15 protein-coding genes and 2 riboswitches are annotated in these 21885 nt (G+C 65.2%); of the genes, 10 read left to right on the plus strand and 5 right to left on the minus strand.

The window, feature by feature from the left end; genetic code table 11:
- Positions 1–6 precede the first annotated feature (6 nt).
- A complete protein-coding gene (gene fdxA, locus JW897_RS18070; RefSeq protein ID WP_205467164.1) occupies positions 7–330 on the minus strand; it encodes a ferredoxin FdxA in 324 nt (107 codons plus the stop codon).
- A 136-nt stretch (positions 331–466) separates the two neighbouring features.
- Between fdxA and gluQRS the strand changes: the two genes are divergently transcribed.
- From gluQRS to JW897_RS18085, 3 genes are all read left to right on the plus strand, one after another.
- Complete coding sequence (gluQRS, locus tag JW897_RS18075) at positions 467–1354, plus strand: tRNA glutamyl-Q(34) synthetase GluQRS (protein WP_205467165.1); 888 nt, start codon at positions 467–469, stop codon at positions 1352–1354.
- A gap of 425 nt (positions 1355–1779) precedes the next feature.
- Complete coding sequence (locus JW897_RS18080; RefSeq protein ID WP_231589301.1) at positions 1780–3120, plus strand: amino acid permease; 1341 nt, start codon at positions 1780–1782, stop codon at positions 3118–3120.
- 141 nt (positions 3121–3261) lie between these two features.
- On the plus strand, positions 3262–4005 hold the full coding sequence (locus JW897_RS18085; protein ID WP_205467166.1) for a M15 family metallopeptidase: 744 nt from the start codon (positions 3262–3264) through the stop codon (positions 4003–4005).
- Positions 4006–4202: 197 nt separating this feature from the next.
- Here JW897_RS18085 and JW897_RS18090 read toward each other — a convergent pair whose 3' ends face one another.
- Complete coding sequence (locus JW897_RS18090) at positions 4203–5885, minus strand: dihydroxyacetone kinase family protein (protein ID WP_205467167.1); 1683 nt, start codon at positions 5883–5885, stop codon at positions 4203–4205.
- 245 nt (positions 5886–6130) lie between these two features.
- Positions 6131–6222: riboswitch (glycine riboswitch) on the plus strand.
- A gap of 14 nt (positions 6223–6236) precedes the next feature.
- A riboswitch (glycine riboswitch) is annotated at positions 6237–6333 on the plus strand.
- 41 nt (positions 6334–6374) lie between these two features.
- Between JW897_RS18090 and gcvT the strand changes: the two genes are divergently transcribed.
- The 4 genes from gcvT (at position 6375) to JW897_RS18110 (ending at position 14493) form a co-directional block, all read left to right on the plus strand.
- Positions 6375–7463 (plus strand): glycine cleavage system aminomethyltransferase GcvT, encoded by a 1089-nt coding sequence (gene gcvT / locus JW897_RS18095; RefSeq protein ID WP_205467168.1) that lies wholly within the window; start codon positions 6375–6377, stop codon positions 7461–7463.
- Between the two features lie 72 nt (positions 7464–7535).
- Complete coding sequence (gene gcvH, locus JW897_RS18100) at positions 7536–7922, plus strand: glycine cleavage system protein GcvH (RefSeq protein ID WP_048414994.1); 387 nt, start codon at positions 7536–7538, stop codon at positions 7920–7922.
- 123 nt (positions 7923–8045) lie between these two features.
- The gene (gene gcvP / locus JW897_RS18105; protein WP_205467169.1) at positions 8046–10898 is read left to right on the plus strand and encodes an aminomethyl-transferring glycine dehydrogenase; all 2853 of its coding nucleotides are present in this window, start codon (positions 8046–8048) and stop codon (positions 10896–10898) included.
- 169 nt (positions 10899–11067) lie between these two features.
- Positions 11068–14493 (plus strand): EAL domain-containing protein, encoded by a 3426-nt coding sequence (locus JW897_RS18110; protein WP_205467170.1) that lies wholly within the window; start codon positions 11068–11070, stop codon positions 14491–14493.
- 1 nt (position 14494) lies between these two features.
- On the opposite strand, the gene JW897_RS18115 is transcribed toward JW897_RS18110, so the two are convergent.
- Positions 14495–15271 carry a substrate-binding periplasmic protein gene (locus JW897_RS18115; protein WP_205467171.1) on the minus strand — a complete coding sequence of 259 codons (777 nt, stop codon included), beginning with the start codon at positions 15269–15271 and terminating at the stop codon, positions 14495–14497.
- Between the two features lie 187 nt (positions 15272–15458).
- Between JW897_RS18115 and JW897_RS18120 the strand changes: the two genes are divergently transcribed.
- Together JW897_RS18120 and JW897_RS18125 are read left to right on the plus strand one after the other, a co-directional pair.
- Positions 15459–17042 carry an ABC transporter substrate-binding protein gene (locus JW897_RS18120; RefSeq protein ID WP_205467172.1) on the plus strand — a complete coding sequence of 528 codons (1584 nt, stop codon included), beginning with the start codon at positions 15459–15461 and terminating at the stop codon, positions 17040–17042.
- 647 nt (positions 17043–17689) lie between these two features.
- On the plus strand, positions 17690–18340 hold the full coding sequence (locus tag JW897_RS18125) for a TetR/AcrR family transcriptional regulator (protein WP_082151092.1): 651 nt from the start codon (positions 17690–17692) through the stop codon (positions 18338–18340).
- Positions 18341–18568: 228 nt separating this feature from the next.
- Here JW897_RS18125 and JW897_RS18130 read toward each other — a convergent pair whose 3' ends face one another.
- Positions 18569–19996 carry a sensor histidine kinase gene (locus JW897_RS18130; protein ID WP_205467173.1) on the minus strand — a complete coding sequence of 476 codons (1428 nt, stop codon included), beginning with the start codon at positions 19994–19996 and terminating at the stop codon, positions 18569–18571.
- Positions 19997–20662, minus strand: coding sequence for a response regulator (locus JW897_RS18135; RefSeq protein WP_048414990.1), 666 nt, complete (start codon positions 20660–20662; stop codon positions 19997–19999).
- Positions 20663–20785: 123 nt separating this feature from the next.
- Here JW897_RS18135 and JW897_RS18140 point away from each other — a divergent pair, with 123 nt between their 5' ends.
- Positions 20786–21877 carry an ABC transporter substrate-binding protein gene (locus tag JW897_RS18140; protein WP_205467174.1) on the plus strand — a complete coding sequence of 364 codons (1092 nt, stop codon included), beginning with the start codon at positions 20786–20788 and terminating at the stop codon, positions 21875–21877.
- Positions 21878–21885: the final 8 nt, after the last annotated feature.

Here is a 21885-nt window from a genome sequence, read left to right on the forward strand (position 1 = left end):
AGATTCTCAACGCTCCAGGTGTTGCAGCTTGCCTTCGACCTCCGCCCAGTCCGCGTGATCCGGCAGCGGATCCTTCTTCTCGGTGATGGTGGGCCAGAGCCGAGACAGCTCGGCGTTGAGCGCGACGAAGTCTTCTTGTCCGGACGGCACGTCGTCTTCCGCGTAGATCGCGTTCACCGGGCATTCCGCCACGCACAGCGTGCAGTCTATGCACTCCTCGGGGTCGATCGCCAGGAAATTGGGGCCTTCGTGAAAGCAGTCCACCGGGCAGACATCGACGCAATCGGTGTATTTGCATTTGATGCAGGCATCGGTTACAACGTAGGCCATGTTCGGCTCCTTGGTCGTCGAAAGCCGGCGGCGCCGTTTGGCGCGGCGGCGGGGCGAGGATTTGAGCGTATCAGTCAATATTATTAGCCAGAAATTCCCTTCACAACGCATCGCCGCCGTAAATTTCCTATCCCTCATGAACGCTTCTCCCTATCGCGGGCGCTTCGCCCCCAGCCCCACCGGCCTGTTGCACGCCGGCTCCCTATGCACCGCCGTCGGCAGTTATCTGGAGGCGCGCGCGCGCGGCGGCGAGTGGCTGCTGCGGATGGAGGACCTGGACCCGCCGCGCGAGGTGGCCGGCGCCGCCGACGCCATCCTGCGCACGCTGGAAGCCTATGGCTTCGAATGGGACGGTGAAGTGGCGTACCAAAGCCGCCGCCACGACTTGTACCGGCACGCGCTGGAGCGGCTGATCGCCGCCGGCCACGCTTATCCGTGCAATTGCACGCGCAAGGAGATCGCCGAAACCTCGCTGCGCGGCCTGGACGGCTACGTGTATTCCGGCCATTGCCGGCAGCGGCGTCCGGAAGAGGGCGGCCGCGCCTGGCGGCTGCGGGTGGCGCCCGGCGACACCGTGGTGGAGGACCGCCTGCAGGGACCGTACCGGCAGAATCTGGCGACGGACATCGGCGACTTCGTCTTGCTGCGCGCTGACGGTTATTGGGCGTATCAATTGGCGGTGGTGGTGGACGACGCCGAGCAAGGGGTGAACGATGTGGTGCGCGGCGCCGACCTGCTGGTGTCCACGCCGCGCCAGTTGGCGGTGCAGCGGGCGCTGGGCGTGGCCGCGCCCGCTTATTGCCATCTGCCGGTGCTGGTCAACGCCGCGGGGGAGAAGCTGTCCAAGCAGACGCTGGCGCCGGCGGTGGCGGCGGAGGACGCCTCCGCGGCGCTGCGCCTGGCCTTGAGCCGCTTGGGACACGCGCCGCCGGAGGAGTGCGGCGGCCTGGCCGAGTTGTGGCAGTGGGCGCGCGCGCACTGGTCGCTGGCGCGGGTGCCGGCCGGACCGGTGGTCGTCGGCTGAATTGCGCTGTTTTATGCCAAAATTATGCGTTTGACGTCTTTTTTTCCATCCCGGCTGGCCTATATTGGCATCTGCGCACGCGCTTGTTGCGCATCATCGGCCGCGGCAAACGGGCCGCCATCGCCTTCCCGTTGACATGCGGAAAATGCGACATGTTTTTATGTCGAAATTGTGTTCTAATGCCGCCTTTTTTTCATGCGCGCGCACTGGCGCAAAGTCCCGCTTCAGTTGACTCCGGTCAAGCGGTTTGAAGAAAGCATGCCCGGCTTGCGGGCGCGGCCCTCTATCATGGGCGCTTTTTCAGCCGCATCAGTCTGAATGCGAACGGAATCGGCCAAGCCCGTTCCGCCGGCGCCATCGCATGATCGTAGAAACACGCGCGCGCGGCGCGCTCGTCAATCGGCAGGGCCGATGGAGACCAAGCCTTGAGCAATACCAATTTAGACAGCAAGCCCAAGACCCGGGCGCTGGGCGTATGGATGTGCACCGCCCTGGTGGTGGGCAATATGATCGGTTCCGGCGTGTTCCTGCTGCCGGCGTCGCTGGCGCCGTTCGGCGGAGTGTCGATGATAGGCTGGCTGCTCACCGCCGCCGGCGCGATCTGCCTGGCCTTGGTGTTCGCGCGGCTGGCGTCCATCCTGCCCAAGGAGGGCGGCCCGTACGCTTACATCCATGAGGCTTTCGGCGGTTTTGCCGGTTTCTGGATCGCCTGGGGCTACTGGATCGCGCTGTGGGCAGGCAACGCGGCGCTAGCGGTGGCCGCCACCAGTTATATGCAGGTCTTCGTTCCGGCGCTGGGGCACAATAATCTGCTGGCCGGCGTGTTCGCCATCAGCCTGATCTGGATCGTCACCTGGATCAACAGCCGCGGCGCGCGCAGCTCCGGCCTGGTGGCGGTGACGACCACCTTGCTGAAGCTGCTGCCGCTGGCCGCCGTCACTTTCTTCGGCTTTTTCCACCTGCAGCCGGACAATATCGTGTTCAACCCCCACGACAAGCCCCTGCTCAGCTCGGTGTCCGCCACCATGGCGCTGACCTTGTGGGCCTTCCTGGGGCTGGAGTCGGCGTCGGTGCCGGCCGGCGACGTGATCGCGCCGGAAAAAACCATTCCGCGCGCCACGGTGCTGGGCACCCTGATCGCCACCGTGCTCTACATTCTGTCCACGGTGGCCTTGATGGGCCTGATGCCGCCGGCGCTGCTGGCCGCCTCACAGGCGCCGTTCGCCGACGCCGCCAGGCTGATGTGGGGCGATTGGGGCTATTACCTGGTGGGCTTCGGCGCCATCGTTTCCTGCTTCGGCGCGCTCAACGGCTGGAGCCTGATGCAGGCGCACGTGCCGGCCGCCGCCGCGCACGACGGCTTGTTCCCGCGTCGCTTCGCCCAGATGAACCGCGAAGGCGTGCCCATTTTCGGCCTGCTGCTGTCCAGCGGGCTGGTGACGGTGCTGATGGCGATGAAGTACGCCGGCGGCGACGGCGGCGTCAAGATTTTCGAGTTCATCATTCTGCTGGCCACCGCCACCACCTTGCTGCCTTACGCCTTTTGCTCGATGGCGCTGCTGGCCATCATGTTGATGCGGCCCCAGCAGTTCCAGCGCAAGGACTACCTGGCGCCCTTGTGCTTCGCCGGCGTGGGTTTCGCCTATTCGGTGTGGGCCTTGTACGGGTCCGGCGCCGACATCGTGATGTGGGGCATGATTTTGCTGCTGCTGGGTCTGCCGGTCTATGTCTGGCAGGTGAAGGAGCGTTACGCCGATCCCTCGTGAGCCTGCGGCGATCCGGAATCCAACACGCGGCTCAGGCCGCGTTTTCTTTGGGCGCAAGGCTGTCGTCATGGCGAAATGGGCTTGCCTATGCCGCCGGCTGGTGGCCTACTAGGGCGCTTTGGTTTCAGACTGGGAGTTGTCATGAGGATTGCCGCCGCCGATAGCCTGCTTGTCGCCATCGATTTCGCTTATCCGACGCCGGACGCGCGGACGCTGGAGCGGATGCGGGCGGAAAGCCAGCCTTGCGCGCTGGAGCGCGCGGACGGTTTGTTTCCGGAAAACAGCTATTACCGCGCCGGCCGCAAAGGTTGCGCCGCAGGGATGTCGGCGCGGGCCTTCGTCGCGCGCCGCTTGCGCGAGGCGGCGGCGCGGCTGGCGCCGGAGTACGGCCTGTCGCTGTTCGACGCCTACCGCAGCCGCGAGACCCAGGCCGATCTGTTTCAGATGGTGTTGGATGATGTGCGCGCCGCGCACCCGGACTGGGACGCGGCGGCGGTGGAGCGGCAGGCGCGCTTGTTCGCCGCCCACCCGGACGACACCGCCCGCTTCGCGGTGTTGCCGCACAACTCCGGCGGCGCGATCGATCTGGCCATCTGCCGGCGGGACAGCGGTGAGATCTGCGATTTCGGCACCGGCTTCGACGCGGCGGAGCCGGCGTCGCGCACCGACTTCTTCGAGGCGCCGCACGATCCGGCGCAGGGCTTTTCGTCCGAACGCTGGCTGACGGCGCGTCACAATCGCCGCGTCTTGTTCAATCTGATGAAGCAGGCCGGTTTCAGCAATTACGCCGAGGAATGGTGGCACTACGATCTGGGCGACTGCCTGTGGGGCCAGGCGCTGGGCGTGGACTGGATCTATCCGTCGATGGAGGCCGAGCCGGCCTGATCGAGATGGCCGCCGCGCCGGCGCGGCGGCCCATCGTCAAGTCTTAGAGCCTGTTTACGATCTCGCGAGCTAAGGCGAGACAAGGCGAAAACGGCTGAGAAAGCGGAATGTACAGATGGTACATGAGCATTTCGAAACCGTTTTCAACGCCCTTTTCTATCCATCCTGCCGACGCGCAGCAGATCGTAAACAGGTTCTTAGCCGGCCAGCGCCTTCAGCCAGACCAGTGCGGCGCTGGCGCCCGCGTCGGGCACGCCCAGCGCCCGCTCGCCCAGATAGCTGGCCCGGCCCAGGCGCGGGCGCATGGCGGCGGTGGCGGCGCAACCGCGCTCGGCCGCCTCCAGCGCCGAGCGCCAGGCCGAGGCGGGGTCCTGGCCGGCGTCCAGCGCAGAGGCGAAGGCGTCGGCGGCCGGGGACAAGGCGTCCAGCATGGTGCGGTCGCCCAGCTGAGCGCCGCCCAGTTCCGCGATGGCGGCGACGCCGTCCTGGAAGGCGGCGGCCCAGTCGCGCGGGCCGGGAGCGCTCGCCGCGTCCAAGCGCCGAGCCGCGCGCAGCAAGGCGGTGGAGTAGAACGGGCCGGAGCTGCCGGCAATGGCCTGGCGCAAGGCCTGGCCGACCGCGCGCAGCGCCGTGGCGGGCTCGCTCCAGGCGCTGTCCGGCAAGGCCCGGATCGCCGCCGCGCCGCGCTGCATGCTGACGCCCAGATCGCCGTCGCCGGCGGCGCCGTCGAGCTCGGTCAGCAGGGCTTCGGCGGCGTCCAGCGCGTCGGCCGCGGCCCAAGCCGCGGCGCGCAGCCTGGGGTCGGCCTTGGCGGAGGAGGGGGCCGTTTCGGCGCGCGGCGGCGCCGGACGCAGCTGGCGTTGCGCCGGCAGGCGGCCGGAGCCGGGCCAGGCCGGAGCCTGGGTGGCTTGATCCAGCCAGCTGAGGCACTGCTCGTCCAGCGCCAGCAGAGACAGCGAGCAGCCGGGCATTTCCAGCGCGGTCATGAAATTGCCGCTCCACAGCCGTTCCACCCGCAAGCCGCGCTGCCGCGCCGAGGCCAGCGCGCTGCGCGCCACGATGGCCAGCTCCATCGGCGGGGTGCCGCCCAGGCCGTTGACTAGCATCGCCACCCGCTGGCCGGGCCGCCAATCCCTATCCTGGACAATGGCGTCTAGCAGCGTCGCGCACAAGGCGTCGGCGGATTGGCGCGGCGCGCGGCGCACGCCGGCTTCGCCGTGGATGCCCAGGCCCAGCTCGATTTCGTCCTCGTCCAGTTGAAAGCCGGGGCGGCCGGTGGCCGGCACCGTGCAGGCGCCCAGCGCCACGCCCATGGTGGCCACCTGTTCCGCCGCCAGCCGCGCGGCGGCGGCGACTTCGGCGAGGCCGGCGCCGGCGGCGGCCGCCGCGCCGGCGATCTTGTGCACCAGCACCGTGCCGGCGATGCCGCGGCGGCGCGCCGGCTCCACGGTGTCGCGCAGCGCCACGTCGTCGGCCACCACCACGCTGTCGACGGCGATACCCTCGGCGCGGGCCAGCTCCGCCGCCAGGCCGAAATTCAGCCGGTCGCCGGTGTAATTCTTGATGATCAGCAACACGCCCCGGGGGCCGGCGACGGCGCGGATCGCCGCCAGCACGGTGTCTACGCTGGGCGAGGTGAACACATCGCCCACCGCGGCGGCGTCCAGCATGCCGTGGCCGATATAGCCGGCGTGGGCCGGCTCGTGGCCGCTGCCGCCACCGGAGATCAGCGCCACCTTGTCGCGCAGGCCGCCGGCCGGCAGGTCCGCCCGCAGCAAGACGTTTTCCTCTTCCAGCAGCGTCAGGCCGGGCAGGGTGTCGGCCAGACCTTCCAGCATCTCCCGCGCGACATGGCGCGGATCGTTGATCAGTTTTCGCATCGCGGCTTCCTTTCCATATCGGATAGAGATCGTGCTTGGTCAAGACGGATGTCATCTTACGATCAGCGCCGGCCGGACGGGGAGTTTGTCGATGGGATGATCGATAAAGAAGCGAAATATGTTCGTAATCGCTCTTAAACGAAGCAATGTCAGTTCAATGTTTTGCGGTTTCGAATATTTCAAGTCTTTGTTTAAGTTGAAGATAAACACGGCTTGCCAAGCCCCGGCCCAGCAACCATAATCTGGCTCGTCATGCAGGAGAGAGTGGCCGCCCGCGCCACCGCCGAAGGCGCAAGCGCACCCGCAATCGCTCAGGCAAAAGGACTGCATCATCGGACTGGCCGCAGCCAGTTCGCCGAATCTGGAGAGCGGCATCCGCGGATGCCCACCGAAGGGGCTAACGGCCGCAAGGCCGGAAAATCTCAGGTGCAGGGACAGAGGGGTGTAGGGAATAGAGCAACACTACACGCTTTTGCTAAGGACGCACCGATGACGGCCCCGAAACGCACCCCCCTGTTTGACTCCCACATCGCCGCCGGCGCCAAGATGGTCGATTTCGCCGGCTGGGAAATGCCCATTCACTACGGCTCCCAGCTCAAGGAACATGAAATCGTGCGCAGCGACGCCGGCATGTTCGACGTTTCCCACATGACGGTGCTGGACATCAGCGGCCCGGACGCCAAGGTCTGGCTGCAGCGCCTGATCGCCAACGACGTGGCCAAGCTAGGCTTCGAAGGCAAGGCGCTGTATTCCGGCATGCTCACCCCCGACGGCACCGTGGTGGACGATCTGATCGTCTACCTGACTTCCTACGGCTACCGCATGGTGGTCAACGCCGGCACCACCGACAAAGACCTGGCCTGGATGGAAGGGCACAAGGCGGACTTCGACGTGGACATCAAAGTGCGCCGCGACCTGTCCATCCTGGCGGTGCAAGGCCCGCAAGCCATCGCCAAGGTCTGTGCGGTCAAGCCCGAGCTCGCCTCCGTCATCCAGGCCTTGAAGCCGTTCCAGGGCCAGCCCGTCGGCGACTGGTTCTACGCCCGCACCGGCTACACCGGCGAGGACGGCCTGGAAGTGATGCTGCCCGGCCTTGAGGCCGCGGCCTTCTTCCAGCAATTGCAGGCCGCCGGCGTCGCCCCCATCGGTCTGGGCGCGCGCGACACCCTGCGCCTGGAGGCCGGCATGAATCTTTACGGCCACGACATGGACGAAACCGTGTCCCCGCTGGAGGCCGGCATGGGCTGGACCATAGCCTGGGAGCCGGCCGAGCGCGACTTCATCGGCCGCAAGGCGCTGGAGGCGCAGAAAGCCGCCGGCGTGAAGACCAAGCAGGTGGGCTTGGTGCTGGAAGGGCGCGGCGTGCTGCGCGAAGGCCTGAAGGTGGTGGTGGACGGCGTAGGCGAAGGCGTGATCACCAGCGGCACCTTCTCGCCCACCCTCAAGCACTCCATCGCGATCGCGCGAGTGCCGGCCGGCACCGGCGACAAGGCGCTGGTGGACCTGCGCGGCACCCTGACCGAGGTGCGCGTGGTCAAGATGCCCTTTGTGCGCAACGGCAAGAAAGTTTTCGCCTGAGCCGATTGGCCTGGCAGGCCGCGCGACGCGGCCGGGAATATCGTTAAGACCTGGATTTGACTGGAGACACTCATGAGCAACATCCCCGCCGAACTCAAATACGTTGAAAGCCACGAATGGCTGCGCCTGGAAGCCGACGGCTCCGTGACCGTGGGCATTACCGAGCACGCGCAAGAACTGCTGGGCGACATCGTGTTCGTCGAACTGCCGAAAGTGGGCGCCAAGCTGGCCAAGGAAGAGCAGGCCGGCGTGGTGGAATCGGTGAAGGCCGCTTCCGACATCTACTGTCCGATCGCCGGCGAAGTGCTGGCCGTCAACGAGGAGCTGGAGGCCGCGCCGGACCTGGCCAATAGCGAGCCTTACGGCGCCGGCTGGTTCTTCAAGATCAAGCCGGTCGATCCGGCGGACCTGGACGCCCTGATGGACGCCGCCGCCTACGCCAAGGAAATTGGCGCCTGATGGTGAAAACCGCCTCGCAGCCCTAATCGGCGGCGAGGCGTTTTTTTCGCCCGGATATCCAGCAACACCCGATTGGCCGCGCAAGCCGCGGCGCGGACGGCAAGCATAGAAGGTCCCGTACTCATGTCTCTCTCCGAACTGTTCAACCGCAAAGAATTCCTCTCCCGCCACATCGGCCCGTCCGACGCCGAGCGCGAGCAAATGCTGGCCGCCGTCGGCGTGGCCTCCATCGACGAACTGGTGGCGCAGACGCTGCCGGCCGACATCCGTCTGAACCGCGAGCTGGAGCTGCCGGACCCGATGCCGGAAGCCGAGGCGCTGGCCGCGCTGAAGGCCGTCGCCGCCAAGAACGTGGTCAACAAATCCTTCATCGGCCAGGGCTACTACCCGGTGCTGACCCCGACGGTGATTCTGCGCAATCTGCTGGAAAACCCGGGCTGGTACACCGCTTACACCCCGTATCAGGCCGAGATCGCCCAGGGCCGTCTCGAAGCCTTGCTGAACTTCCAGCAGATGGTGATCGATCTGACCGGCCTGGAGCTGGCCAACGCCTCCCTGCTGGACGAGGCCACCGCCGCCGCCGAGGCGATGGCGATGGCGCGCCGGGTGTCCAAGGCCAAGTCCGGCCAGTTCTTCGTCGACAGCCGCGTGCTGCCGCAAACCCTGGACGTGATGCGCACCCGCGCCAAGTACTTCGGCTTCGAGCTGGTGCTGGGCCACCCGGAAGAAGCGGGCAAGGGCGAATACTTCGGCGCCTTGTTCCAGTATCCGGGCGAAGCCGGCGATCTGATCGACCTGACCCCGCACATCGCCGCGGTCAAGGCCAAGGGCGCGGTGGCGGTGGTGGCCGCCGACATCATGGCGCTGGTGGCTTTGAAGTCGCCGGGCGAGATGGGCGCGGACGTGGCCATCGGCAACACCCAGCGTTTCGGCGTGCCTATGGGCTTCGGCGGCCCGCACGCCGCCTACTTCGCGTTCAAGGACGAGATGAAGCGTTCGGCGCCGGGCCGCATCATCGGCGTGTCGGTCGACGCCAAGGGCAAGACCGCGCTGCGCATGGCGCTGCAGACCCGCGAGCAGCACATCCGCCGCGAAAAGGCCAACTCCAATATCTGCACCAGCCAGGTGCTGCTGGCCAATATCGCCGGCATGTACGCGGTCTACCACGGCCCGGAAGGCGTCAAGCGCATCGCCGCCCGCATCCACCGGCTGGCCGCCATTTTCGCGTACGCGGTCAAGGCCGCCGGCGGCAAGCTGGTGTTCGACCGCTTCTTCGACACGGTGCAAGTTGACGCGCCCAAGGCCGACGCGGTGTATCAGGCGGCGCTGGCCGCCGGCTACAATCTGCGCCGCGCCGGCGGCAATGTGCTGGGCGTGGCCTTCCACGAGGCGGCCAGCGAGGCCGATCTGGAGCGCCTGATCGAAATCTTCACCGGCAAGAGCGCCGACATCGCCGCGCTGGACGCCGCGGCCGCCGACGCGATCCCGGCCGGCTTGAAGCGCGAATCCGCCTTCATGAGCCACCCGGTGTTCAACACCCACCATAGCGAGCACGAGATGCTGCGCTATATGAAAAAGCTGGAAAGCCGCGACCTGGCGATGAATCATTCGATGATCTCGCTGGGCAGCTGCACGATGAAGTTGAACGCCACCAGCGAAATGATCCCGATCACCTGGCCGGAATTCGCCAATATGCATCCGTTCGCGCCGCGCGAACAGACGGTGGGCTATCTGGAAATGATCGCCGGCCTGGAAACCCAGCTGCGCGCGATCACCGGCTTCGACATCATTTCGATGCAGCCCAACTCCGGCGCCCAGGGCGAATACGCCGGCCTGCTGGCGATCAGCCGCTACCACGAGTCGCGCGGCGACGGTCAGCGCAATATCTGCCTGATTCCGCGCTCCGCCCACGGCACCAACCCGGCCACCGCGCAGATGATGAATATGCAGGTGGTGGTGGTGGACTGCGACGAGGCAGGCAACGTCGACGTCGCCGATCTGAAGGCCAAGGCCGAGCAGCATTCGGCGCAGCTGGCGGCGCTGATGATCACCTATCCGTCCACCCACGGCGTGTTCGAGCAGCCTATCCGCGAAATCTGCGCGATCATCCATCAGCACGGCGGTCAGGTGTATATGGACGGCGCCAACCTCAACGCCCAGGTGGGCTTGTGCCGTCCGGCCGACATCGGCGCCGACGTGTCGCACATGAACCTGCACAAGACCTTCTGCATCCCGCACGGCGGCGGCGGCCCGGGCATGGGGCCGATCGGCCTGAAAGCGCATCTGGCGCCGTTCATCGCCAACCACGTGGTGGCTTCGGTGCCCACCGCCCAGCCGGGGCAGACCGCGGTGTCGGCGGCGCCGTTCGGCTCCGCCTCCATCCTGCCCATTTCCTATATGTACATCGCGATGATGGGCGCGGAAGGCATGAAGCAGGCCACCGAGAACGCGCTGCTGTCCGCCAACTACGTGGCGACGCGGCTGGCCGAGCACTTCCCGGTGTTGTACACCGGCGCCAACGGCCGGGTGGCCCACGAATGCATCATCGACCTGCGCCCGCTCAAGGCCGCCAGCGGCGTGACCGAGGTGGACGTGGCCAAGCGCTTGATGGATTACGGCTTCCACGCGCCGACCATGAGCTTCCCGGTGCCGGGCACGCTGATGATCGAGCCGACCGAATCCGAGCCCAAGGCCGAGCTGGACCGCTTCATCGCGGCGATGGCGGCCATCCGCCAGGAGATCGACCAAGTGCAGAGCGGCGTGTGGCCGGTGGACAACAATCCCTTGTGCAACGCGCCGCACAGCAAGGCGGACATCGCCGGCGATTGGCAGCGCCCGTACAGCCGCGAAACCGGCCTGTTCCCCTTGCCCTATGTGCTGGAGAACAAGTTCTGGCCCAGCGTCAACCGCATCGACGACGTCTACGGCGACCGCAATCTGGTGTGCAGCTGCCCGTCCACCGACAGCTACGCCTGAGCGCGCGGACCCGCGCCAAGCAACCCCGGCCAAGGCCGGGGTTTTTTTACGCCCATGGCTGACGATCGGGCACTGGAGTTGAGCGGATATACGGCTATCATATTTAATGAAGAATATGACGGCAGTCTGGCTGCCGTTGGTCCGCGAACCCTATTCATAGGAGGCTGCGTTGGCGTTGAACGCGCAGGCTGCGATGGCCGCACCGGATTTTCAGCTGCTGTTCGAACGGGCGCCCGGCCTGTATCTGGTGCTGGACGCCGATTTCAACGTCATCGCCGCCAGCGACGTCTATCTGCAGACCACGCTGACCCGGCGCGAATCGATCCTGGGCCGTAATCTGTTCGATATCTTTCCGGTCAATCCCGACGAGCCGGAAGGCGAGGGCTCGCGCAATCTGCGCATCTCTTTGCAGCGCGTGCTGGCCACTGGGGTCGAGGACAGCATGGCGATGCAGAAATACGACATCCCCAGGCCGGACGGCAGTTTCGAAGAGCGCTATTGGAGTCCGACCAACTGGCCGGTGAAGCGCGCGGACGGCAGCGTGGGCTGCATCATCCACAGCGTGCAGGACGTCAGCGAGTTCGTGCGTCTGCGGGGCAAGAGCGCGCAGCAGGCCGTGTCCGAGGAGGGCGCGCGGAACAGTGCGGCGGCGCTGGAGGCCGAGATTGTGAACCAGCACGCGCAGATCGCTCGCGCCAACACCGATCTGAAGGAGTCCAACAGCGAGCTGGCGCGTCTGAATCAGCAGATGCGCGAGCTGGACCAGATGAAAACCCGTTTCTTCGCCAATGTCAGCCATGAGTTGCGCACGCCGCTGACCCTGATCCTGGGGCAGGTCGAACGCTTTCTGTCCGGGCAGGTCGAGCCGGGGGAGAGCCCCAATCTATTGCTGATCCAGCGACAGGCGCGGATGTTGCTGCAGCAGGTCAACGATTTGCTGGACGTGGCCAAGCTGGACGCCGGGGAGCTGAAGCTGCGTTATGTGCAGCTGGACCTGGCCGAACTGGTGCGCCACGTAGCTTCTTACTTCGGCTCTCTGGCCAGCGACCGGCGCATCGATTACCAAGTGGCGGCGCCGAAAACGGCGTCGGCGCAGGTGGACGCGATCAAGTTGCAGCGGGTCTTGCTGAATCTGCTGTCCAACGCCTTCAAGTTTACCCCGGACGGCGGCCACATCCAGATCGCGCTGGAGCTGCGGGGGGCGCAAGCCGGCATCCGGGTGCAGGACAACGGGCCGGGCGTGCCGGCCGAGATGCGCGACAAGGTTTTCGAGCGCTTCGTGCAAGTGGAGGACGGCGATTACGGCCGACACGGCGGCACCGGGCTTGGCCTGGCCATCGTCAAGGAGTTCATCGAGCTGCACCATGGCGAGGTGCGCTTGTCCGCCGCCGAGGGCGGCGGCGCCTTGTTCCGTCTCAGCCTGCCCTTGCGGGCGCCGGCGGGAACGCCGATAGAGTCGGAAGACCTGCGCCTGGACGATTTGCTGGCCGGCGGCGCCGTGCCCGCGCCCGCGTCGCAGCAGGGCGAGGCCGGAGGCTTGCCGGACATGGGCGCGCAAGCGCTGGTTCTGCTGGTGGAGGACAACACGGATATGAGCGCCTTCATCGCCGGAGCCTTGGGCAGGCATTACCGGGTGATGACGGCGCCGGAAGGCGGCCGCGGCCTGCAGCTGGCGCAGAGCGAGCAGCCTGACCTGATCATCAGCGACCTGATGATGCCGGGGATGGGCGGAGAAGCGTTTGTGTCCGCGCTGCGCGGCAACCGCCAGACCGAGGACATTCCTGTAGTGATGCTGTCGGCGCGCGCCGACGATTCGCTGCGGCTGCGCATGCTGCAGAACAGCGTGCAGGAGTTCCTGTTCAAGCCGTTTTCGGTGGCGGAGCTGCTGGCGCGGGTGGGCCGCTTGATCGGAGAGCGCCGCCGCTCGGCGCTGCGCTTGACGCAGGCGCTGTACGCGGCGGAGCAAATCGCCTGGGAGCTGGACCTGAACGACGGGGTGTTGCACGAAGAGGGGCCGGTGGGGCGAATTTTCGGGCGGGCCGACGATTACCGCCACGACAGCCTGGACGCCTTGCTGGGGCAAATCCATCCCGAGGACCTGGACGAACTGCGCCGGCGCTGGCAGGGCCTGCCGGCCGTGGCCGGCGAAAGCCTGCACGAATGTCAGTTCCGGATCTCCATGCCTGGCGAGGATCCTGTGTGGATGCAGGTGAGCGCCAGCCTGTGGCGGGACGAGACGGGACGGCCGCGGCGGGCGATGGGTTTTGCCCGCGACGTGTCCACGCTGAAGCGTTCTCAGCTCAATATCGAGTTTCTCGCCAAGCACGACAGTCTGACCCAGCTGCCCAACCGGGTGCAGCTGAATGAGCGGCTGCAATGGAGCTTGGGGCAGCATCAGCGCTCGGGCCAGCGCCTGTATTTGCTGTTGGTGGATCTGGACGACTTTCGTTTCATCAACGACAACCTGGGGCATGAGGTGGGGGACCGCCTGCTGCGCATCGTGGCCGAACGGCTGCGCGCCTGCGCGAGCGGCCGCGATAGCCTGTTCCGCATCGGCGGCGACGAATTCGTCGCCTTGGCCGAGAACGCCGCCGACGGCGCGGCCGACAGCCTGGCCGAGCAAGTGCTGGCGGCGCTGGCGGCGCCGTATCAGGACGGGGAGCACCGTTATTTCCTGTCCGCCAGCATAGGCATCAGTTGCTATCCCGGCGACGCCGACACGCCGGAAGGGCTGATGCGCGACGCGGACATGGCGATGTACCGCGCCAAGTACGCGGGCAAGAACGGCTACTGCTTCTTCTCCGAGGACATGGCCGACGGCGTGCGCCAGCGCCTGCAAGTGGAGACCGGCTTGCGTCAGGCCTTGCAGCGACGGGAACTGCGGCTGGAGTACCAGCCGCAGATGACGCTGCGCAGCCAGGACATGCTGGGGATGGAGGCGCTGTTGCGCTGGGAGCTGGACGGGCGCAAGCAGTCGCCGGCGGAGTTTATCGCCATCGCCGAAAAAACCGGCCTGATCATCGATATCGACGAGTATGTGTTTCGCAATGTCTGCAGCCAGGTGATGGCCTGGAGAGGACAGGGCCTGCCGCCCTGGCGCGTCAGCGTCAATCTGTCGGCGCGCTTCTTCGGCCTGCCGGACGCCGTCGCGCGCTTGCGAGCGATCGCCGAGGAAAGCGGGGCGCCGCCGGATCAGCTGTGCCTGGAAATCACCGAGGGCACGCTGATGGACGCGGACAGCGCGATGAAGGCCTTGCCGACGCTCAAACGCATGGGCTTCCATATCAGCGTCGACGATTTCGGCACCGGCTTTTCCTCGCTGTCCTACCTCAAGCGGCTGCCCATCGATGAATTGAAGATAGACCGCAGCTTCATCATGCGGCTGGACAGCGACGAGCGCGACCTGGCGATGGTGGCGGCCATCGTGTCCATGGCGGAGAGCCTGGGCCTGCAAGTGCTGGCCGAGGGCGTGGAGACCGAATCCCAGCACGCCTTGCTGCTGGCGCGCGGCTGCCACAGCGCCCAGGGCTATCTGTATTCGCGCTCCTTGCCGCCCGAGGAGCTGGTGTCCTGGTGGCGCGGCCGTTTCGAATGACTCACGGCGAAGGCGGGTTGATGCCCGGCGGCACCTCGCCGGGCAGCCAGCGCCGGTACAGCGCGGCGAAACTGCCGTCGCGCTTCATCTCGTCCAGCGCCTGTTGCCAAGCCTTGATCACCGCGTCCGGCGTCTGACGGGAAAAGGTGATGTAGCCGTAAGTGTGGGAGAAGGTCAGCGCCTTGCGCACCTGGGACGGGTCGAAGCCCTGCTGCCGCAGCTGGTGGGGCAGGGTGGTGTTTTCGCTGACGATGACGTCGGCGCGCTTGCGCATCAACATGTTCAGCAACTGGTCCGGCGTGGCCACGGTGGCCAGGTTGGAGAAGTTCTGCGCGCTCAGCAGCTGCTGCAGATACCAGTCGCGCACCACCATGATCTGCGGCAGTTTGCGGGCGTCGTCCAGCGTCTGCAGCTTGATCGGGCTGTCGCGCCGCACGAACAGGCAGCCCAGGGTTTCGGTGACCGGGCCCACCCACTTGAACATGCGCTCCCGTTCCGGGGTGCGGTTGGTGTTGAACAGCACGGTGTTCGGCTGCTGTTGCGCCTGGCGGTAACCGCGCGCCCAGGGCACCACCGCAATGGGGTCGCGGTTGCCGACGCGGCGCTGAATGCCTTGCACCACTTCCACCACCAGGCCGGCGGCCTTGCCGTCTTGCTCGAAAGTCAGCGGCGGGTCATCCTCGGTCAGGATGTCCAGCGCGGGGCCCGGCGCGGCCCGCGCTTGCGCGACGGCGAGGCAGGTCAAAAACAGGGCAAGCAGGCAGTGGCGGCGTGTCATGTCGATGGCGCTTTGTATTCTGGCTGTCCGCTTTGACTGTAGCGGCAATTTGCGCCGGGCTCAAATTCCGTCCTTGCCCGCGGCGCGAATATGAATATGCATAATCGATGGTTTGTTTTTTCCGCTTATTCGCTTAACCTTCGTTTCTGATACCGAAGATGCCATGCAGTTTGATAAGGAAATGCCGATGAACAAGCAATTGACGTTGTTGGCCTTGGCCCTGGCGCCGACCCTGGCGTTGGCCGCTCGCCCTTTGACGGTGTGCACCGACGCCAATCCGGAAGGTTTTGACGTGGTACAGTACAACTCCCTGGTCACCACCAACGCGTCGGCGGACGTGCTGATGAACCGCCTGGTCGAATACGATCCGGCCGCCCGCAAAGTGGTGCCCGGCCTGGCCGCCAGCTGGCAGATCGGCGACGACGGCCTCAGTTACACCTTCAAGCTGCGCCCCAATGTGGCGTTTCACGCCACCGATTACTTCAAGCCTGGCCGCAAGCTGATGGCGGACGACGTGGTGTTCACCTTCGAGCGCATGCTCAATCCGGCGCATCCTTGGCACAAGAGCGCGCCCAACGGCTATCCGCACGCGCAATCGATGCAGTTTCCCAAGCTGATCAAGGCGGTGCAGAAGGTCGACGCCAATACCGTGCGCTTCGAGCTCAACTATCCGGAAGCCACCTTCCTGTCCAGCCTGACCATGGGTTTCGCCTCCATCTATTCGGCCGAGTACGCGGGGCAGTTGCTGGCGGCCGGCCGCCAGGCGGACTTGAACGCCAAGCCCATAGGCACCGGTCCCTTCGTTTTCCGCAGCTTCCAGAAGGACGCGGTGGTGCGCTATGCGCCCAACCCCGGCTATTGGGGCGCCAAACCCAAGATAGGCGCGCTGATCTACGCGATCACCCCGGATTCGGCGGTGCGCGCGCAAAAACTGAAGGCCGGGGAGTGTCAGCTGGCCTTGTCGCCCAAGCCGCAGGACGTGTTGGCGGCCAAGGCCGATCCCAAGCTGCGGGTTTTGCAGACGCCGGCCTTCATGACCGCCTTCGTCGCCTTCAACAGCCAGAAAAAGCCGCTGAACAATCCCCTTGTGCGGCAGGCGCTCAACCTGGCTTTCGACAAGAACAGCTATCTGAAGACGGTGTTCGACAATACCGCCATCGCGGCGGACCTGCCTTATCCGCCGAACACCTGGAGCTACAACAAGGGGGCGAAGCCCTATCCTTACGATCCGGCGCGCGCCAAGAAGCTGCTGGCTCAGGCCGGCTATCCGGACGGTTTCGAAACCACGGTGTGGGTGCGGCCCAGCGGCAGTACGCTGAACCCCAATCCCAAAGCCGGCGCGGAGCTGCTGCAGTCAGACCTGGCCAAGATAGGCGTCAAGGTGCAGATCAAGGTGATTGAGTGGGGCGAGCTGATCAAGCGCGCCAAGGCCGGCGAACATGAGCTATTGTTCATGGGCTGGGCCGGCGACAACGGCGACCCGGACAATTTCCTGACCCCGCAGTTTTCCTGCTCCGCGGTGCAGTCCGGCACCAATTTCGCGCGTTTTTGCGACGCGAAGCTGGACAAGCTGATCGGCGACGGCAAGAAGAGCAGCGATTTCGCGCAGCGCGCCAAGCTGTATCTGGCGGCGCAGAAGTTGATTCAGGAACAGGCGCTGTGGCTGCCCTTGGCGCACCCCACCGCTTACGCCTTGGCGAGCAAGGATTTGAGCGCTTACGCGGTCAGCCCGTTCGGGCGGGTGGACTTTGGACGCGCGCAGTTGAATTGAACCCGGCGGCCCGGCCGCTTGCGGCCGGGCCGTCAGTTTTTGTCAGCCTCGGACGAGAAATGCCGGGTAATGTTCGAATGCGAACTTGGCCGTGCATATTTTCCCGTCCGGAGTAATTCAACCGCGTATTTTTGTTGAAATGTTGTTTTAGCGTATTTATTTTTTCGATTAGAAACCGGCTGCTTCCTAAGGGCGAGATTGCTTGAGTGCTTGCTTGTTATCTTGAGACTGGCCGCCAAGCGCGGAAGAGCGGTGGATAGAATGCGGAAACATCAAGGAGCGCTGTCGGCCATCGTCGTCGCGCTGGCCGGATTCTGCCAACATCGGCGGTGATCTTGCCGCTATTTTCCGACGTTGCGCGGACGCCACGCCGGGCGCGCGAGCTGGATTCCGGCGGCTGAAAAGACAGTAGGCCGCGCAAAATGTTCCAAACCATCAGAACTACGCAATTTAATAATAATTATTTTAATTTTTGCGACCTCTTTTTAAGTATTAATGGGAAGTAATCTTAAAAAGAACAGCATTTTTCCGCATGTCCCTAGTTGAAACTACTCACTGGCCTATTTAGCGTGCGCTCACCCTCGCTTATGGCAAAAGTTTCGCGTATCATCAAACCTTGGTTGGGATAAACATGACATAAGAATATAATGCAAACTAGACGAACACAACAAAGTCGTAGGGAGTCCACCATTGGGAAACTGGTGGAAGCGGCCATCGAGTGTCTGCTGGAGTTTGGCTATCACGGCACCAGCGTGCAGTTGATCTGCAGCCGGGCCGGCGTCTCCCAGGGGGCCTTATTCCGCCATTTCGCCACCAAGAACGAACTGATGTTGCCGGTGGGCCGCAAGGTGGTCGACGATATTTTCGAAGCCGGCCTCAAGCTGGCGGCGGAAATGCCCAGCACGATGCCGGAAGAGGAGCGGATCGTCGCGCTGATGAAGGCCCTGGTGCTGTCGCCGCGCCACATCGTGCTGATGGAGTTGCTGATGGCGGCGCGCACCACCGCGGATCTGAGGGAGATCTTCCTGGCCAGTTCCAGCAACTATTTCCGCGACCGCTTCGTCGCGCTGATGGCGTCGCTGTTCCCGCGTTACGCGATCTCCACCGGCTTCTTCGCCACCTTGCTGACCATGATGACCACCTTCCACGGCATGGCCTTGTACCGGATGCTGAACGAGCATCCCGAAGGCGACAAAATGCGGGAACAGTGGTTGCAAACCGCCTTGCGCAGCGAGCTGGAGCGCATTCGCGCCGAAGGCGCCGACAGCCGCAACCCCTTGTACCAGCTGCCGTTCTAAAGCGCCCGTCAAAGCCCGCAGGCTAGGGCGGGACAAGGCGAGAGCGGCTGAAGATTGCGCCGCGCGCGCTGCGCGAGCATTTCGACGCCGCGCTCGCCATGCCGCGTTTCACGACGCGGGCCAGACCGTGAACAGGCTCCAAGAGCCGCTGACAAAACCTCGCAGCGAAGCTGAGCCAGGGCGCGCCGACGCAGGCAGTACCCGTAAGGATCAAGGGGCTTAGCGGGTCTAGGCCGTTCCGCCGCCGGCGGGGGGGAACTGCAGCTTGACGCTGAGGCCGCCCCCGGCGTTGCGGCTCAGCTCCACCGTCGCCCCGTGCCGGTGGGCGATTTCCCTGACGATGGCGAGCCCAAGGCCGCTGCCGCTGCTGGCGGCGCCGGCGACGCGGTAAAAACGCAGCCATACCTTGTCTTGTTCCGCCTCCGGGATGCCGGGGCCGTTGTCGTCGACGCGCAGCCACGGCGCCGGCAACGCGCCGGCCGCGATGGTGACGCGAGCGCCGTTCTCCTTTGGATGGTAGCGGATGGCGTTGTCCAGCAGATTGCCCAGCAATTCGCGCAGCAGGCCGGCGTTGCCGCGTATCCATACCGTTTCCTCTCCCTCGTAGCCCAGATCCGCGCCTTGGCCATGGGCCCAGGGCGCTTGCTCCAGCGCCCATTCCCTGACCCAGGCGGCCAGGTCCATGTCGTCCAGCTCGATGGCCTGGCCGTTGTCCGGCTCCACTCTAGCCAGTTGCAACAGCTGGTGCACGCCGTGGCTGGCGCTGTCCAGCGAGGCGAGCAGCTTGTCCAGTTGCTGGCGCAGCGAGGGCTCCGGCGCCTGGCGTCGCGCCAGTTCCGCCTGCGTCCGCATCACCGCCAGCGGCGTTTTCAATTGATGAGCGGCATCGTCGATGAAGCGGCGGCGCGCGGCCTGCAATTTATGCCAGCGCACGCCTTGTTGATTCAGCGCCTCCACCAAGGGGGTCAGCTCGGTGGGCAGCTCGCGGCTGGGCAGGGGGCTGAGATCGGTTTCCTTGCGCGCCACCACATTGCGCGACAGGCGGCGCAAGGGACGCAGGCTATGGCCGACCGCCAGCAGCACGATGGCGAGCATGATGACGCCGAGCAGCGCTTCCTGCGCCAGGGAGCCGACGAGCAGGGTGCGCGCCAGTTGCTCTCGCGACTCCGGCGTTTCCGCCACCTGTATCCACACGTCCTGGCTGCGCAGTGTGCTCATGTCGCGCACCGATAGCCGCAGGGTCAGCAAGCGCAGCGTTTCGCCGTGATAGGGGATGTCCATGTAATCGGGCTGGTAGCGGATGGCCTCGCGCCGGCGCGGCGGCGGCAGCGGCAAATCGTCGTAGCCGGTGAGCAGCGCGCCGTCCGCGCGGCTGACGCGATAGAACACCTTGCCGGAAGCGTTGGACTCGAACATCTGCAGGGCGAAATAGGGAATGTCCACGCTGACGGCGCCGTCATGGGCGGCGACGCCGTCGGCGATGGCGCGGCCAGAGCTGAGCAGCATGCGGTCGAAGGCGGTGTTGGCCGCCTGCAGGGCGCGGTCGTAAGTCATCCAGCCGTCCAGCGCCAGCATCAGCAGCAGCGGAACGGACAGGCCCAGCAGCAATTGCTTGCGCAAGCTGGCGGGTTTGAAACGGGAGAGGGCGGTTCGCATTTACGGAGAGGTCAGCAGATAGCCCAGCCCGCGCAAGGTGACGATGGAAACCGGTTGGCCGGCCAGCTTCTTGCGCAAGCGGTGCACATAGATTTCGATGGCTTCGGCGCTGCCGGTTTCGTCCAGGCCGAAAATTTTTTCCGACAACTGGTTCTTGCCGATGGCCTTGCCGCCTTGCAGCATCAGCACTTCCAGCACCGCGTGCTCGCGCGGGGTCAGGTGCAGCGCGTCGCCGTTCAGTTGAAACTGGCGTCCGACGCTGTCGTAGCTGAGCGGCCCGAGCTGCAGCAGCGGACTTTCGCGGCCGTGGCTGCGGCGGATCAGCGCGCGCACCCGCGCCTCCAGCTCGTTGAGGTCGAAGGGCTTGGCCAGATAGTCGTCGGCGCCCAGATCCAGGCCGCGCACCCGTTCTTCCACCGAGCCGTGCGCGGTCAGGATCAGCACCGGCAGCGTTTGCTTGCGGCCGCGCAGCCGGCGCAGCACCTCCCAGCCGTTGAGCTTGGGCAGGTCCAGATCCAGGATGGCCAGCGCGTAGTCCTGGGTGCGCAGCACATGGTCGGCGTCGCTGCCGTTGAGCATGCAGTCCACGGCGAAGCCGGCCTGGCGCAAGGCCTGGGCCAGCGATTCGGACAAGGCCGGATTGTCTTCCACCAAGAGCAGGCGCATGGTTGAGTCACTGAAAGCGGATTGAAAGCTTTACTCTAATATCATGGCTGGGCAAGCGAAGCCAATAGAGCCGCGCGATTCGAAAGATGTCGCCAACATCTTCATCTACCTAGGAGCAACACCATGAATAGAGTCAGAAGCCTGTCCGCGCTGTGCTGTGCGCTGGGTTCCGCCGCCGTCTGGGCCGCATTGCCCGCCGGCTATCCCGCCAGTTACCAGAACCTGGTGGACGCCGCCGTCAAGGAAGGCAAGGTGGTGGTTTATTCGGCCACCGACAGCGCCGCGGCGCGGCCCTTGATCAAGGACTTCCAGGCCTTGTATCCCGGCGTCAAAGTGGAATACCACGATATGAACAGCACCGAGATCTACAACCGCTTCATCAGCGAGAACGCGGCCAACAGCGCCAGCGCCGACGTGGTGTGGAGTTCGGCGATGGATCTGCAGGTGAAGTTCGTCAATGACGGCTACGCAGCCAGCTACGCTTCGCCGGAGGCGGCCAATCTGCCGTCCTGGGCGCATTATCAGCAGCAGGCCTACGGCACCACCTACGAGCCGGTGGCCATCGTCTACAACAAGCGCTTGCTGAAGCCGGAAGAAATCCCGCAGACCCGCGCCGACCTGGTGCGCATCCTCAAGGCGAACCCGGCCCGCTTCAAAGGCAAGGTCACCACCTACGATGTGGAGAAGTCCGGCGTCGGTTTCAACTTCCTGACCCAGGACGTGCGTCACAACGCCAACGGCGCCTGGGAACTGGCGCGTACGCTGGGCGCCAGCGGCGTCAAGCTGCAAACGTCCACCGGGGCGATGATGGAGCGGATCTCCTCGGGCGAGAACCTGATCGGCTACAACATCCTCGGCTCCTACGCTTACGCCAAGGCGAAGAAGGACCCGGCCATCGGCTACGTCTATCCCAAGGACTACACCCAGGTGGTCAGCCGGCTGGCCATTATCTCCAAGAAGGCGCGCAATCCCAGCGCGGCGCGACTGTGGCTGGACTATCTATTGTCCAAGCGCGGCCAGACCGTGCTGGCCAACCAGTCGGATCTGTTCTCGCTGCGCAGCGATGTGAGCGGCGCGACTTCCATTGCCGCCTTGAACCAGCAATTGGGCGGCAGCGCCAAGCCCATTCAGGTGGGCACCGGCCTGCTGGTCTATCTGGACCAGGCCAAGCGACTGGACTTCATGCGCAGCTGGCAGCAGGCGCTGAAGAAGTAGCGACTCCC

It is taken from the genome of Chromobacterium alkanivorans, assembly GCF_016937655.1.
Taxonomy (GTDB): Bacteria; Pseudomonadota; Gammaproteobacteria; order Burkholderiales; family Chromobacteriaceae; genus Chromobacterium; species Chromobacterium alkanivorans.

Coding starts and splice junctions, on each gene's coding strand:
- JW897_RS18120 (WP_205467172.1), top strand. CDS start 15,459: ATGAACAAGCAATTGACGTTGTTGGCCTTGGCCCTGGCGCCGACCCTG.
- fdxA (WP_205467164.1), bottom strand. CDS start 330: ATGGCCTACGTTGTAACCGATGCCTGCATCAAATGCAAATACACCGAT.
- JW897_RS18130 (WP_205467173.1), bottom strand. CDS start 19,996: ATGCGAACCGCCCTCTCCCGTTTCAAACCCGCCAGCTTGCGCAAGCAA.
- JW897_RS18085 (WP_205467166.1), top strand. CDS start 3,262: ATGAGGATTGCCGCCGCCGATAGCCTGCTTGTCGCCATCGATTTCGCT.
- gcvT (WP_205467168.1), top strand. CDS start 6,375: ATGACGGCCCCGAAACGCACCCCCCTGTTTGACTCCCACATCGCCGCC.
- JW897_RS18115 (WP_205467171.1), bottom strand. CDS start 15,271: ATGACACGCCGCCACTGCCTGCTTGCCCTGTTTTTGACCTGCCTCGCC.
- JW897_RS18125 (WP_082151092.1), top strand. CDS start 17,690: ATGCAAACTAGACGAACACAACAAAGTCGTAGGGAGTCCACCATTGGG.
- gluQRS (WP_205467165.1), top strand. CDS start 467: ATGAACGCTTCTCCCTATCGCGGGCGCTTCGCCCCCAGCCCCACCGGC.
- gcvH (WP_048414994.1), top strand. CDS start 7,536: ATGAGCAACATCCCCGCCGAACTCAAATACGTTGAAAGCCACGAATGG.
- JW897_RS18090 (WP_205467167.1), bottom strand. CDS start 5,885: ATGCGAAAACTGATCAACGATCCGCGCCATGTCGCGCGGGAGATGCTG.
- gcvP (WP_205467169.1), top strand. CDS start 8,046: ATGTCTCTCTCCGAACTGTTCAACCGCAAAGAATTCCTCTCCCGCCAC.
- JW897_RS18140 (WP_205467174.1), top strand. CDS start 20,786: ATGAATAGAGTCAGAAGCCTGTCCGCGCTGTGCTGTGCGCTGGGTTCC.
- JW897_RS18135 (WP_048414990.1), bottom strand. CDS start 20,662: ATGCGCCTGCTCTTGGTGGAAGACAATCCGGCCTTGTCCGAATCGCTG.